General features: G+C 66.7%; 13 protein-coding genes. 4 read left to right on the top strand and 9 right to left on the bottom strand.

The window, feature by feature from the left end; translation table 11 throughout:
• Nucleotides 1-13 precede the first annotated feature (13 nt).
• The 9 genes from ACFC4D_RS38065 to ACFC4D_RS38025 all read right to left on the bottom strand — a co-directional run bounded on the left by ACFC4D_RS38065 (nt 14) and on the right by ACFC4D_RS38025 (nt 9,242).
• Nucleotides 14-1,795, bottom strand: coding sequence for an ABC transporter ATP-binding protein (locus ACFC4D_RS38065; protein ID WP_376070739.1), 1,782 nt, complete (start codon nt 1,793-1,795; stop codon nt 14-16).
• Nucleotides 1,796-2,006: 211 nt separating this feature from the next.
• On the bottom strand, nt 2,007-2,777 hold the full coding sequence (locus ACFC4D_RS38060; protein WP_364637491.1) for an SDR family oxidoreductase: 771 nt from the start codon (nt 2,775-2,777) through the stop codon (nt 2,007-2,009).
• Nucleotides 2,774-3,484, bottom strand: coding sequence for an acetoacetate decarboxylase family protein (locus tag ACFC4D_RS38055; protein WP_376070737.1), 711 nt, complete (start codon nt 3,482-3,484; stop codon nt 2,774-2,776). The genes ACFC4D_RS38060 and ACFC4D_RS38055 overlap by 4 nt, the downstream gene beginning before the upstream one ends.
• Nucleotides 3,485-3,580: 96 nt before the next feature.
• On the bottom strand, nt 3,581-5,188 hold the full coding sequence (locus ACFC4D_RS38050; protein ID WP_376070735.1) for an acyl-CoA synthetase: 1,608 nt from the start codon (nt 5,186-5,188) through the stop codon (nt 3,581-3,583).
• Between the two features lie 13 nt (nt 5,189-5,201).
• Nucleotides 5,202-6,458: a hypothetical protein gene (locus ACFC4D_RS38045; RefSeq protein WP_376070732.1), complete on the bottom strand. Its 1,257-nt coding sequence runs from the start codon at nt 6,456-6,458 to the stop codon at nt 5,202-5,204.
• Nucleotides 6,452-7,000 carry a nuclear transport factor 2 family protein gene (locus ACFC4D_RS38040; protein ID WP_376070729.1) on the bottom strand — a complete coding sequence of 183 codons (549 nt, stop codon included), beginning with the start codon at nt 6,998-7,000 and terminating at the stop codon, nt 6,452-6,454. Before ACFC4D_RS38040 ends, ACFC4D_RS38045 begins: the two co-directional genes overlap by 7 nt.
• A gap of 9 nt (nt 7,001-7,009) precedes the next feature.
• Nucleotides 7,010-7,213: a ferredoxin gene (locus tag ACFC4D_RS38035; RefSeq protein WP_364637481.1), complete on the bottom strand. Its 204-nt coding sequence runs from the start codon at nt 7,211-7,213 to the stop codon at nt 7,010-7,012.
• Between the two features lie 2 nt (nt 7,214-7,215).
• On the bottom strand, nt 7,216-8,040 hold the full coding sequence (locus ACFC4D_RS38030) for an SDR family oxidoreductase (protein WP_376070726.1): 825 nt from the start codon (nt 8,038-8,040) through the stop codon (nt 7,216-7,218).
• Nucleotides 8,040-9,242, bottom strand: a complete 1,203-nt coding sequence (locus ACFC4D_RS38025; RefSeq protein WP_375962180.1) for a cytochrome P450 — start codon at nt 9,240-9,242, stop codon at nt 8,040-8,042. Before ACFC4D_RS38025 ends, ACFC4D_RS38030 begins: the two co-directional genes overlap by 1 nt.
• A 241-nt stretch (nt 9,243-9,483) precedes the next feature.
• Between ACFC4D_RS38025 and ACFC4D_RS38020 the strand changes: the two genes are divergently transcribed.
• From ACFC4D_RS38020 to ACFC4D_RS38005, 4 genes are read left to right on the top strand one after another with little or no spacing between them, the layout of a single operon-like run.
• Nucleotides 9,484-10,944, top strand: coding sequence for an aldehyde dehydrogenase (locus tag ACFC4D_RS38020; RefSeq protein WP_376070789.1), 1,461 nt, complete (start codon nt 9,484-9,486; stop codon nt 10,942-10,944).
• Nucleotides 10,945-10,955: 11 nt separating this feature from the next.
• Nucleotides 10,956-11,708, top strand: coding sequence for an SDR family oxidoreductase (locus ACFC4D_RS38015; protein WP_375962177.1), 753 nt, complete (start codon nt 10,956-10,958; stop codon nt 11,706-11,708).
• Nucleotides 11,705-12,580, top strand: a complete 876-nt coding sequence (locus ACFC4D_RS38010) for an NAD(P)-dependent oxidoreductase (RefSeq protein ID WP_376070723.1) — start codon at nt 11,705-11,707, stop codon at nt 12,578-12,580. Before ACFC4D_RS38015 ends, ACFC4D_RS38010 begins: the two co-directional genes overlap by 4 nt.
• A 1-nt stretch (nt 12,581) precedes the next feature.
• The gene (locus tag ACFC4D_RS38005) at nt 12,582-12,941 is read left to right on the top strand and encodes a carboxymuconolactone decarboxylase family protein (protein WP_364637471.1); all 360 of its coding nucleotides are present in this window, start codon (nt 12,582-12,584) and stop codon (nt 12,939-12,941) included.
• The last annotated feature ends 22 nt before the right edge of the window (nt 12,942-12,963 follow it).

The following is a 12,963-nucleotide window of genomic DNA, read 5'->3' as shown; positions in this document are numbered from 1 at the left end:
CCCCAACCACCGCTTACCGGGCGATCAATTCTTCGCCGAGGAAGCCACCCGATTGATGCCGCCACAGTTGCGCGTACGTTCCTTCCGCGCGCAGCAGCTGCTCATGGGTGCCGGACTCGACGATCCGCCCGTGATCGAGCACCACGAGCCGGTCCATACCGGCGACGGTGCTCAAACGGTGCGCGACCACCAGCGCCGTACGCCCCTCCATCAGCTCCCAGAGTGCCTGCTGCACAAGCTTTTCGCTCTCGGAGTCGAGGGCGCTGGTGGCTTCGTCCAGCAGCAGGATGGGTGCGTCGCGCAGGATGGCGCGCGCGAGCGCGACCCGCTGCCGCTGTCCACCCGAGAGTTTCACGCCGCGTTCGCCGAGCAGGGTTTCCATGCCCTGCGGTAGCGCGTCGGCGAATTCGGTGACGTGCGCGGCTTTCGCGGCGCGCAGGATCTCCTCGTCGGTGGCCTCGGGCCGGGCGAAGCGGATGTTCTCCCGCAGTGTGCGGTGGAACATGGCCGGATCCTGCGGCACGTAGGCGAGCTGGCTGCGCAGATCGCTCTGCTTCAGCTTCGAGATGTCCTGTCCGCCAATGCGAATCACGCCTTCATCGACATCCATCAGGCGCAGCAGCAACTGGGTGAGCGTGGTCTTGCCGCCGCCGGAGCGCCCGACCAGCCCCAGCTTGGATCCGGCGGGCACGTCGAGGTCGAGCCCGGTGAACAGCGGCCTGGCCCCCGCGTGCGTGAAGTGCACGCCGTCGAAGCGCACATCGGAACCCTTGGGCCGCAGCACTTCCGGCTCGGGGTTGTCCACAACGGTGGGCGGCGTGCGCAGCAGTTCGGTGAACTGGGCGGCCTCGGTGAATGTGCTCTCCAGCCGCCGGTAGATCTGGTTGAACCGGAACATGATCCCGGTCGCGTTCCAGTAGTAGGTGAACGCCACCATGATCGCGGTGACCGAGGCGTGCCCTCCGCTGAGCCCGAGCACGATGAGCAGGCCCGCGACATTGGTGACGACCACCAGCGGTGTCACCACGGTGTCGATGCGCAGGTTGGCGTAATCCCAGGACAGCAGGGACTTTCGCCGCTGATCGAGCACCCGCCGCCGATGCTCCTCGGCTTCCTGCCGTTCGGCCGCGAAGGCCCGCACCACCTGCATATTGGCCAGGCTGTCGGCCACATGCCCGGACACCAGCGCGATGGACGCCTCGCGATCGTCGACCAGCGCCTGTCGCCGTTGGATCAAAGGCGCGATCACCAGCGCGGTGAACAGGATCATGCCGATCAACACCACCACCAGCATGGGGTCGTAGCGCCACAACACGATCGCCGCGAACCCCAAAGGCAGTACGGCGGAGAAGATTTCGAATGCGAAGGTGTCGACGAACTGCTCGAATCGGGTGGCGAAGCTCAGGGCCCGCTTGGTGAGCGATCCGGCGAAGTTGTTGTGGAAGAACGCCGCGTCCTTGGCCAGCAGTTCGTCCATGGCGATCACGTACAGGCTTTCGATACCGTAGGCGTCGAGCCGGTTGAGGCAGTGGATTCCGATGCGCCACAGCACTTCCGACAGCACGATCACCCCGGCGAAGGCCGCGACCAGCGGCCCGACCGTGGACAGGCTGGAATCGCCGGTGCTTGCGACCCGGCCGATCAGGATCGCGACCAGTAGTGGCGCGATGTAACTCTGGCAGACGCTGCCCAGGGCAGGGCCCAGCATTCCGCCGGTGGTCAATAGTTTTCGCCGGGCCATTTCCCGGCCGTAATATCGCAGAACCAGTTTTATCGCGGGCGCGCGCGAGCTCATCCGTCCCCTTCTCGAATGGTTTCCGAGCAGTGCAGAAGAGCTATCGTGCCGCGCGGGGGCGGGTTCCGGCCAGCGATTATTCGCCGGCCGATTGCGGTGCAGGGGCTGCTTCGTCACAGGGAAGAAGAGGCGCTGGGCGATCGCAGAGCCCCGATCGCCCAGCGCCGAGTGCGGTCACCGGTCGGAGCACGAGCCGGTTTCCGCGCGACGGTTAATCCGTCGGCTTCACGGTGCGGCCCACTATCCGGCGCATGACGCCGGGCAGGAATCGCCGCATCAGGTAGAAGGGGTACGCCTGTCCGGGGAATACGAACAGCGGACTCTTGGGCTTGGCCAAGGCTTTTTCGAGCGCGTCGATGACGCCTTCGGGGCTCATACCGCCGGTTCCGGCGAGCACCGATTCGTTCTCCTCGCGGACCTTGTCCAGGAAAGCGGTCTCCACCATGGGCGGGCACAGTCCGAGCAGCCGCACGCCGCTGTCCTGGAGTTCGTAGGCGAGGCTGTCGATGAAGCCGATCACCGCGAATTTGGAGGCGGAGTAGCCCGCCATCCCGGGTGAGGGCAGCCAGCCCGCGACGGAGGCGAAGAGTACGACGGTGCCGGTCCGGGTCTGTTTCATGGCCGGGATGACGGCCTGGCACAGGTTGACTGTGCCGATGTAGTTGACGTCGATCATCCGGCGGATCTGCGCCACATCATGATTCAGCGCGGAGGCGTGCACGTGGCACATGCCCGCGGCGTGCACCAGCCGGTCGATGGGCCCGAGTTCGCCGCGCACCTTCTCCACCACCGCGTGCACCTGTGCGGTATCGGAGACATCGCAGGTGTAGGTGGCCATATTCGGTGAGCGCCTTGCGGTTTCGGCCAGCCCGTCGGCGTTCAGGTCGACGGCCGCGACCTTCCAGCCCGCCGCGGCGAGCCGCTGCGCGACGATGCGGCCCATCCCGCTGGCCGCGCCGGTGACGAGTGCGGTCTGGGTCATCGGGCCTCCCGGGTCGGCAGTACGGTGGTGGCGTCGGCGAAAGTCATTGCGAGCGAACCGATCCGGCTGCCGAACAGCGCGCCCCTGGGCAGGCCGAGGGCGCGCAGCTGCTGTGAGATCGGATGGTTGCCGAGTTCGACGCGGACGCCGCCGGGCCGTCCGCGCACGGCGCTCGGGTTCATCACCCACGGTGTCCGGCGCAGCGTCCCATTGCGGTGGGTGTAGGCGTCGATGGACGCCCCGCCCGCGCCGCCGGGCATCGGCAGCCCGCCCGCGACCCGCATGCTGACGACGAATTCGCCGTCCACGCGTACATCGCACAGGTGGCCGCCGCCCACCGGCATGATGTCGATATCGGCCATCAGTTTGGGGAAGCCCCAAATCGATTGCCCCGCTTCGCAGGTGAAGCTCTGATTGACCGGCAGCCAGTGGATGTAGGCCCCGGTGCTGTCCTTGCGCCCGGGCTGGCGGGCCATGAGCGAGAAGGCGAATTCGTGGTACGGCCCGAGATCGCCGTCGACGTATCGCACGAAGGCGAGCGAGAGGATCGCCCTGCCCAGCACGGTGACCGGTTCCAGTCCGGCCGGCGCGAGCAGTTCGCGCGCCGCCGCGGTATCGGCGAAGAACAGTGCGGACGCGGCGTCGGCGTGTCTGATCTCGACCGGCATGCGAACCTGTTCACCGAGCACGGTGTGCGCCTCTGCCATGTCAGAATTAGAACAGGTTCCTGTGATATTCGCCATCGATTCGGCCAAGGTATCTCGCTGATCGGACCCTGACGTGGCATTCGCTTCCATAACCGGTTATCGCACCTCGTGCGCGGGCTCGGCCGCGGCAGCGTGCGCTTTGGCCCAGCGATAGTCGGGCTTTCCGCTGGGTGTGCGCGCCACGGTCTCGACCACCCAGATGCGCCGGGGCAGTTTGTATCCGGCGAGATGCGCGCGCACATGCTCCTCCAGACCCGGGAAATCGATTCCGGCCGGAGCCGACACCACCGCGCCGACCAATTGCCCCCAGCGCTCGTGCGCGATACCGATCACGACGGCGTCGTACACCGATTCGTGCGCCTTGACCACGGCTTCCACCTCTTCGGGGAAGACCTTCTCACCGCCGGTGTTGATGACCATGTTCCCGCGCCCGATGAGCGTGATGGCCCCGTCGGCCTCGACGCGCGCCCGATCGTCGGTGATGACCATGCGCTGCCCGTCCACCGTGCGGAACAGCTTGTCGGTCTTGACCGGATCCTTGTAGTAGCCGATCGGTACATTGCCGGTCTTGGCCAGCCAGCCCTCGCCGCCCGGCGCGGCCGGTTGCCCGTCCTCGTCGACCACCACCGCGCCGCGTCCGGTGTTCACCCGCGGCCCGCGTCCCGGATCATCATCCTTCTGCGCGAAACCGATTCCGCCGAAGCCGGTTTCGGAGGAGCCGATGGATTCGGTGACCAGCGTGTTCGGAAACAGTTCCAGCAGTTCGTTTTTCACGGGCTGGGTGAGCTGCGCGGCACCGGAGCCGATGGAGAACACCGAGGCGGCGTCCACGGGTGCGGCCCGGTAGGCGTCGATGAGCGGCCGGGCGATGGCGTCACCGGTGATGACCAGGATATTCGGCTGCTCCCGTGCCACGGTCTGCCAGATGCGCGCCGGATCGAAGCGGGGTTCGAACAGCACGGTGTTCCCGGACCAGAGCGCGGTGAAGGTGGGCATCATGGCGGCGGCGTGGATCAGCGGCGGCAGTACGAACCAGCGCAGCGGCTGTTCCAGTGCCGCACCGGCGCGGGATTGCTGATATTCGTCGGCGACCGGTTCCCCGGTGTAGAAGTCGATGCCGCCGCCGAGGACGCGCCACATGTCCTCCTGCCGCCACATGACGCCCTTGGGGAGTCCGGTGGTGCCGCCGGTGTACATGATGAACAGGTCGTCGGCGCTGCGCTCGTCGAAATCCCTTTTCGGGGACGAGTTTTCGAGCGCCTCCTCATAGGACATGGAGGCGGTGGGCAGCCCGTCGCCGCCCTGATCGTCCTCCACCACGAGACTGTGCCGCAGTTTCGGCAGCTGCGGCCGGACCGCCTCCAGCAGCGGTGCGTAGCAGCGATGGTGCACAACCATTTCCAGGTCGGCGTTGTCGTAGACGTAGCGCAGTTCCTCGGCCTGATACCGGTAGTTGATATTGACCGGCACCGCGCGAATCTTGAAGCAGCCCAGCAGCGTTTCCAGGGTTTCGATGCTGTTGTGCATATGGAAGCCGATGTGGGTGCCGGGTCCGGCCCCGGCGGCGGCGAAGTGATGCGCCAGCCGGTTGGCGCGCTCATCGAGTTCGGCGAAGGTGAGCCGCCGTGCGCCCTCGATGACGGCGAGCCGGTCGGGTACCGCGTCGGCGGAGTGTTCGTAGAGGTCGGCGAAGTTGCGGGCCATGGGCGTTCGCTTTCTACAGGACGGTCAGCGGCAGGGGGATGCCCCGGTCGGTGAAGGTGAAGGCGGCTCCGGTGCTGAAGCGGGTGATGGCGACCTCGCCCGCCTCCCGGAAGGGTGTTGCGGTCAGCCCGAATTCGACGGTGAGCGCGGTATCGGTGCTATCGCGCACCCGCACCTCGAAGCGCGGATTCACCCCGCGCGCAAGGGAGTTGAGCGCCTCGAGATGCGTATCGTCGACGAGTGCGGCCCAGGCTCCGTCCGCGACGGCACCGCAGTCGCGGCCGAGTCGCAGTTCCACCGTCCGCTCCCCGCCGTGTGTCTCGCTGCTCACCTCGGCGTCGACGTAGACCGCCGGGTTCAGGGCCGGATGCAGTCGCAGCACCTTGGCCAGCGCCGCCGCGTCATCGCCGAGCCCGAGCGCGATGCGCAGCCGCTCGGCGGTGATTCCGGCGATACCGGTGAACTGTTTGCGCGTGATATCCAGCGCCACAGCCGAATCCGAGCGTTCGGCGACCGCCCGGCGGAATCCGAGGGTCAGCAGATGCTGTTGCAGGCACACCTCGTCGGCCATCCGGATCAATGCTGATCGGGAGAAGTCCGTGAACCGCAGATCGTTCAGCAGCGGTCCGGCGTAGTCGTGCCGCCCATCACCATCGATTTCGATGTCAGCCAATTCCACTGTCGCAGCGTGTGTTCCAGCCAAAGCCCGGGCGTCGTCCGGGGCTTCGAACGGCGGCTGCGACCGATCGATGGTCACCGTCCACGCGCAGACCGGCGTCCGGTCCGCGGGCACCCGGGGCGGCCGATGCAACGGCCGCACGCGCGCATAGGGATTGGTGGCCAGCGCCGTGGCATCGAAGGTGGGGTCTTCGATGTGGTGGCACATGCCGACCACGTACTCCTCCCCCATGGGTTCCACATCGGCGAGCGCCCCGCAGTGGTCCAGGTGGAATTCACCGTGGTCGTGATCGTGCACCCGGTACCGGAAATCCATGAATTGCGGTGGCGCGCCGATATCGAGCTGGAAGCCCTTGAAGATGGCGTCCACCCCGTCCCCGGTGATGCCGAGGGCGTCCCGCATGCGGCGGGTGTAGATCGGCGAGGCCAGCCGCCATTCGTCGATGGCCACCCCGGTCATGCCCTCGCGTCCGAAAGCGCCTATGGCGTGGGCCATTCCGGAGCGGTCGATGAGATGCCCGCACAGCAGCAGTTCGGGTACAAGGACGGCCAGCTCGCCGCGATTCAGCGAGCTGTATCGACTGTTCACCACAGTGGCGCCGGACCCTGGCCGACCGGATACCAGCCTTTGAGCGGCTCGCCCGAGACCGAGCGCTCGATCCGCTTCTGCATGCCCGAGGACAGCATGCCACCGGAGATCATCTCCACGAAAAGCGCTGTGACATTGCCGAAGTCGAAGAAATCGCGCTGCCAGGACCATTGCCCGTCGCCCGCGTACCGGAACCAGCTGCCGCCGATGCCCTCCGGGCTGTAGGGCCGTCCGTCGGCGCGGGTCTTCTCGTTGATCTGCTTCCAGAAGCCGATGACGCTGCCGCTGCGCTCGTCGACCACGAATTCCTGATAGGGGTAGGTCCAGCCCTCGAGTCCGAACATCTCCTGTCCGAGGGCGATATCGCGGATCTCATCGCGCCCGACGGCCATGAATTCCTGGGTGGGCCCGTAGTTCCAGCCGTAGGTGGCGTCGGGGGTGTAGAAGTCGGCCAGGGGTTTCCAGTCGCCGAGCGCCTCGCAGCGCCGGTTCTCCTCCACCCAGCGGGTGATCATGTCGTCGAGTTCGGTGCGGGACCAGGCCATGAGATTCCTTCAATCGGCCGTGCTGTCGTCACGGAGTGCGAGCGCCTGGGTGGGGCAGTAGCGGACGGCGGTGCGGGCCGCTTCGAGATCGTCGCCGGGGTCGGCGCTGAGGATCTCGACCTGGCCCTGCTTGGGTACGCGGAAGAGCCCGGGGGCTTCGTCCTGGCAGACGGCGTGCCCCTGGCACAGGTCGATGTCGACGACGATCCGCATGGCTATTCTCCTGAATCCTTCGGCTGCTCAGGGTCTTTCGGTGCCGCTTCGGGGTCTTTCAGCGGCGCTTCCGGCTGTACTTCGACCAGCACCAGGTGTGCGCCGCGCGGGGTGGACACGACGGCGACGATGGCCGCGGCGATATCGGAGGCGCGCAGGAAGTGCGGGTGCCGCGCGAATCCCCATTTCACCCAGTCCTCGAGCATGGGCCCGATGACCGCCGGATCGGCGGTCATGCCCATACCGGTGAGGGTCTGGCCCGGGCGCACGATGGAGGAGCGCACGCCGGTGCCCTCGAGTTCCATCCGCAACTGCCGGGCCAGGGCTTCGACGCCCATCTTCGCGCCGTTGTACGCGCCGACGCCCGGTCGCGGCCGGTCGGCGCAGTCCGAGCCGATGACCACGAAATCGCCGCGCTGCCGTTCGATCATGCCGGGGATGAGGCGATGCGCGAGCCGTTGCGCACCGACCAGATGCACTCGGACCTGCGATTCGAAAACCTCGGGATCCATGGCCCAGCCGGACGAGAATTCCAGGTCACCGGCTCCCGACACCACGATTTCGATTGGCCCGAGCGCGTTTTCGGCCGCCGTCACGAATTCGTCGACCGAGGCGGTATCGGCGACATCGAGGCGGTGCGCGAAGGCTTCGCCCCCGTCGGCGCGAATCTTCTCGGCGAGTTCCTCGCAGATCTCCACCCGCCGTGCGCCGAGAGCGACGGGATATCCCAACTCCGCGAGGGCCGTGGCGGTCGCGGCCCCGATGCCGGAGGACGCCCCGGCGATCAGGACCGGCCGCCGCGCCGGATGCGGTGTGAACCTTGGCATTACCGAACCTCCACTGTCACGGGCAATTTCGCGAAGCCGCGCACGTTCACCGAATGCACGCGCTCACTGCCGGGCAGCAGCTCGTACGACCGCACCCGATCGGTGAACTCGCGCAACACGATTCCGGCCTCCAGGCGGGCGAGGTGCGCGCCCAGGCAGAAGTGCACGCCGCGGCCGAAGCTGATCAGCCCGCCCTTGTCGGCGCGGTCGATGTCATAGCTGTCCGGATCGTGGAAGGCTGCCGTATCGCGATTCGCCGAGCCGATGAGCAGCAGCACCTTCGAGCCCTGCGGAATCGTCTGCCCGTAGTACTCGAGGTCCACGGCCGCCGTGCGCGCCAGGATCTGACTGGACGCGTCGTAGCGCAGCGTCTCCTCGACCCAGTCGTCGACCAGATCCGGATGCGCGGCGACCTTGGCGTACTGCTCGGAATGCACTCCGGCCCAGTGCAATGCGTTGCCGAGCAGTTTGGTGGTGGTCTCGTTTCCGGCGACCACCATGAGGAACATGAAGCCGATGATCTCCTCATCGGTGAGCCGATCCCCGTCGGCCTCGGCGTCCAGCAGCGCGGAGGTCAGATCCTCGGTGCGGTGTTTGCGCCGTTGCGCGACCATCTCGGTGTAGTAGCCGAACAGGTGCAGCGCCGCCTCCATGGCGGGCACCGGCACATCCAGCACGCCCTCCTCGCGATGCAGCAGCACATCCGCGAGCCTGCGCAATTCGGCGCGATCGGCGTCGGGTACCCCGAGCAGTTCGGAGATGACGTCCATGGGCAGTTTGCCCGCGACATCGTCGATCCAGTCGAAACTGCCTGCCGCCAGCGCGGGTTCGAGGTGTTGCAGGGTGATCTCGCGAATGCGATCGCTCATCTCGGTGACCCGGCGCGGGGTGAAGCCCTGGTACACGAGTTTGCGCAGGCGCAGATGCCGCGGATCGTCCATGGCCAGGAAGGACATGGTGTGGTGCGCGTGCGGCCCCCAGGCGGCCGGATCGAGGGAGACCCCGTTGGCGCTGGAGAGGTTCACATTGTCGCGGAATCCGGCCGCCACATCGGCATGCCGGGACAGGGCCCAGAAGTCCAGGCTCGGATTGTGATAGAGCGGCGCTTCGGCCCGCAGCCGCTGATAGACCGGGTACGGGTCCTCATGGATGCGGTAGTCGTACGGGTCGAACAGCAGCGGCTCGACGGAGGCTGCGGTCATCGTCTCTGCACCTCGTATTCGATAACACGTTCGTCGACTCTGACGGACGGTGTCCAGCCCGCTGGGACATCTGGCTGGACATGTGTCCGTACGGTACTAGCGCGGGGGCGGCCTGACAACGGGAATCGAAAATCGGCGCTCGGAACCAGTCTCGCAAACTGAAACCTGTTCTTGCGCGTTTCCGAGGCGCGAACTTATAGTCCGTACACGTGTCCGGACAGCATGGGAGCTACCGTTGAGCCTGAGCAATCTCATTCCAGATGGCGGGTCCCAATTGCTGATCGGGGGCAAGCTCGTCCCCGGCGGGGCCGGTGTGTTCAGCAATGTCGATCCGGCGACCGGGGAGCAAATCGGCTGGGCGGCCAATGCCGACGCCGCCGATATGGATGCCGCCATCGCCGCCGCCCGCACCGCCTTCGACGACACCGGCTGGTCGCGTGATCCGGCCTTCCGCGCGCACTGCCTGCGGCAGCTCCGCGATGCGCTGCGCGCGCATATCGAGGACCTGCGCGAGATCACCATCGCCGAGGTCGGCGCGCCCCGCATGCTCACCGCCGGACCGCAGCTGGAGGGACCGATCGGGGATCTCGGCTACTTCGCCGATCTGGCCGAAAGTTATTCCTGGGAGACCGATCTCGGCGTCGCCTCGCCCATGGGGATCAAGAGCAGCCGCACGCTGCGGCGCGAACCCATCGGTGTGGTCGGCGCGATCACGCCGTGGAACTTCCCGCACCAGATCAATTTCGCCAAGCTCGGCCCGGCCCTGGCGGCGGGGGCGACGGTGGTGCTCAAGCCCGCGCCCGACACCCCGTGGTGTGCGGCGGCGGTGGGCCGAATCATCGCCGAGGAGACCGATATTCCGGCCGGGGTGATCAATATCGTCACCTCCGACGACCACGGCCTGGGGTCGCAGCTGGTCACCGATCCGCGCGTGGACATGATCTCGTTCACCGGATCGACGCGCACCGGCAAGGCCGTGATGACCGCTGCCGCACAGTCTTTGAAGAAGGTATTCCTGGAGCTGGGCGGCAAATCGGCGTTCATCGTGCTCGATGACGCGGATCTGTCGGCGGCGGTGAGCTACGCGGCCTTCGGGGTGAGCGTGCACGCCGGACAGGGCTGTGCCATCAGCACCCGGCTGCTGGTGCCGCGCGAGCACTACGATCAGGCGGTCGAAATCGCCACGCGCGCCCTGAAAGGCATCCGGCCCGGCGATCCGAACAAGCCCGGAACCGTCTGCGGCCCACTGATTTCCGAACGCCAGCGCGCCACCGTCGAACGCTATCTGGACAGTGCGCGCAGCGAGGGCGGCACCGTCATCGGCGGTAACCGCCCCGATCGCCCCGGCTATTTCATCGAGCCCACTCTCATTGCGGGCCTGACCAATTCGGCGACCGTGGCGCAGGAGGAGATCTTCGGCCCGGTGCTGGTGATCATCGCGCACGACGGTGATGACGATGCCGTGCGACTGGCCAACGATTCCCCCTACGGCCTGTCCGGAACCGTATGGGGCGTCGATACCGAGCGCGTCCGCACCGTGGTGCGGGGCGTGCGCACCGGCACCCTGAGCGTGAACGGCGGCATCTGGTATTCCGCCGACGCACCCTTCGGCGGATACAAGCAATCCGGTATCGGACGGGAAATGGGCATCGCCGGATTCGAGGAGTACCTCGAGACCAAACTTATCGCGACCGGCTGCTGAAGGAGCACGTCATGGCCCGATTCACCGATAGAACCGTCATTGTCACCGGAGCCGCGCAGGGTATCGGGGAGGAGTACGCCAAAGCACTCGCCGCCGAGGGCGCGAAAGTCATTGTGGCCGACCTGAATACCGAGCGCGGCACGGATGTCGCCAAGCAGATCACCGCCGACGGCGGCACCGCGATCTTCCGCGAGGTGGATGTCTCCGAACCCGAATCAGCTGCCGCCGTAGCCGAATTCACCCTCGGCGAGTTCGGCCGCATCGACCATCTGGTCAACAACGCAGCCATCTACGGCACCATGAAGCTGGATCTGTTGCTGTCCGTGCCGTGGGACTACTACAAGAAGTTCATGGGCGTGAATCTGGATGGCGCGCTGAATATGACGCGCGCGGTCTGGAAGCCGATGCGCAAGCAGGGCGGCGGGTCGATCGTGAACCAATCCTCCACCGCCGCATGGACGTACTCGGGCTTCTACGGACTGGCCAAGGCGGGCATCAACAGCCTCACCCAGCAGCTGGCACATGAGCTGGGCAGCGCGAACATTCGCATCAACGCCATCGCGCCCGGTCCCATCGATACCGAGGCCACCCGCTCCATCGTGCCGGAGCAGTTCGTGGACGAGATCGTCAAGGGCGCGGCCATCAAGCGGCTGGGCACCCCGGAGGATCTGGTCGGGGCCTGCCTGTACCTGCTGTCGGACGATGCCAAGTGGGTCACCGGCCAGGTGCTCAATGTCGATGGCGGAACGGTATTCCGGGCATGAGCGACACCGCGGTGGGATTCATCGGCCTGGGCAATATGGGTGCGCCCATGGCCAAGCGGCTGCTCGATTGGCCGGGCGGACTGGTGGTCTGCGATATGCGGGCGGACGCGCTGACGCCCTTCACCGACGGCGGTGCGACGGCCGCGGCGACGGCGGCCGAAGTGGCCGAGCGATGCGCCGTCATCTCGGTGGTGGTGCTCGACGACGCCCAGGTGCGATCGGTCGTCACGGGCGACGACGGAATTCTCCGAACCGCCAAGCCGGGCACGGTGATTGCCGTGCATTCGACCATCTCCGATAAGACCGCGATCGAGCTCGCGGCCGAATGCGCCGAGCACGGTGTGGAATTCGTCGATGCCCCGATCAGCGGCGGCGCACCCGCCGCGCAGAAGGGCGGACTCGCGATCATGGTCGGCGGCAGCGAGACCGCCTTCAAGACCGTGCGCGCCCCCTTCACCAGTTTCGCCTCGCTCATCGTGCACGCGGGCGAGGTCGGCGCGGGCACCCGAATGAAGCTGGCGCGCAACCTGCTCCACTTCATCGCCTTCACCGCCGCCGCCGAATCGCAGCGGCTGGCGGAGGCAGCGGGACTCGACATCACCGAACTCGGCAAGGTGGTGCGGCATTCCGATTCGCATACCGGCGGTCCGGGCGCGATCATGTTGCGCAACACCACCGCACCGGTCGCCGCGGACGACTTCTGGTTCCCGATCCTGACCCACGTACGTGATCTCGGCGAGAAGGATCTCGCCCTGGCCCTGGACCTCGGCCGCCGGCTCGGCGTCGATCTGCCGCTCGCCGATCAGGCGCTCGGCGGACTCGGTGACGGTCTCGGCGTCGGCCGCGGCGCAATCGCAAAGGAGCAGTGGTGATATGACCGACGAACGCAGAGAACGCGGTCTGAAGAAGATGAGCGAGGTGTACGGCTGGGAGTTCCAGGACGGTCCGGGCGTGCACTTCGGTGTCACCGCCGATCATCTGTTCGCCGATATCTGGTCGCGTCCGGGCCTGTCCATTCGCGATCGGCGCCTGCTGCTGCTCGGCGCGGTCACCGCGCAGGGCCTGTTCGATATCGCGGAGATCCAGGTCGGCGCGGCACTGCGCAATGACGAACTGGACGAGGAGCAGTTGCACGAGATCGCGCTGTTCCTGTGCCACTACGTGGGCTGGCCCGCGGGCACCACCCTCGACGGCGTCGTGGGCAAGGCCGCCAAAGCACACAAGAAGCAATAGCCCTCCACCAGTTAGGAATTCC

The organism is Nocardia sp. NPDC056000, assembly GCF_042269265.1.
Classification (GTDB): domain Bacteria; phylum Actinomycetota; class Actinomycetes; order Mycobacteriales; family Mycobacteriaceae; genus Nocardia.
The sequence above is the reverse complement of the archived record's forward strand: the minus strand, read 5'-3'. Positions and strand labels throughout refer to the sequence as shown.

Excerpts from the sequence above, each read along its gene's own strand:
- ACFC4D_RS38050 (WP_376070735.1), bottom strand. The coding sequence starts at position 5,188 with ATGGCCCGCAACTTCGCCGACCTCTACGAACACTCCGCCGACGCGGTA.
- ACFC4D_RS38005 (WP_364637471.1), top strand. The coding sequence starts at position 12,582 with ATGACCGACGAACGCAGAGAACGCGGTCTGAAGAAGATGAGCGAGGTG.
- ACFC4D_RS38060 (WP_364637491.1), bottom strand. The coding sequence starts at position 2,777 with ATGACCCAGACCGCACTCGTCACCGGCGCGGCCAGCGGGATGGGCCGC.
- ACFC4D_RS38055 (WP_376070737.1), bottom strand. The coding sequence starts at position 3,484 with ATGGCAGAGGCGCACACCGTGCTCGGTGAACAGGTTCGCATGCCGGTC.
- ACFC4D_RS38035 (WP_364637481.1), bottom strand. The coding sequence starts at position 7,213 with ATGCGGATCGTCGTCGACATCGACCTGTGCCAGGGGCACGCCGTCTGC.
- ACFC4D_RS38030 (WP_376070726.1), bottom strand. The coding sequence starts at position 8,040 with ATGCCAAGGTTCACACCGCATCCGGCGCGGCGGCCGGTCCTGATCGCC.
- ACFC4D_RS38010 (WP_376070723.1), top strand. The coding sequence starts at position 11,705 with ATGAGCGACACCGCGGTGGGATTCATCGGCCTGGGCAATATGGGTGCG.
- ACFC4D_RS38025 (WP_375962180.1), bottom strand. The coding sequence starts at position 9,242 with ATGACCGCAGCCTCCGTCGAGCCGCTGCTGTTCGACCCGTACGACTAC.
- ACFC4D_RS38065 (WP_376070739.1), bottom strand. The coding sequence starts at position 1,795 with ATGAGCTCGCGCGCGCCCGCGATAAAACTGGTTCTGCGATATTACGGC.
- ACFC4D_RS38015 (WP_375962177.1), top strand. The coding sequence starts at position 10,956 with ATGGCCCGATTCACCGATAGAACCGTCATTGTCACCGGAGCCGCGCAG.
- ACFC4D_RS38040 (WP_376070729.1), bottom strand. The coding sequence starts at position 7,000 with ATGGCCTGGTCCCGCACCGAACTCGACGACATGATCACCCGCTGGGTG.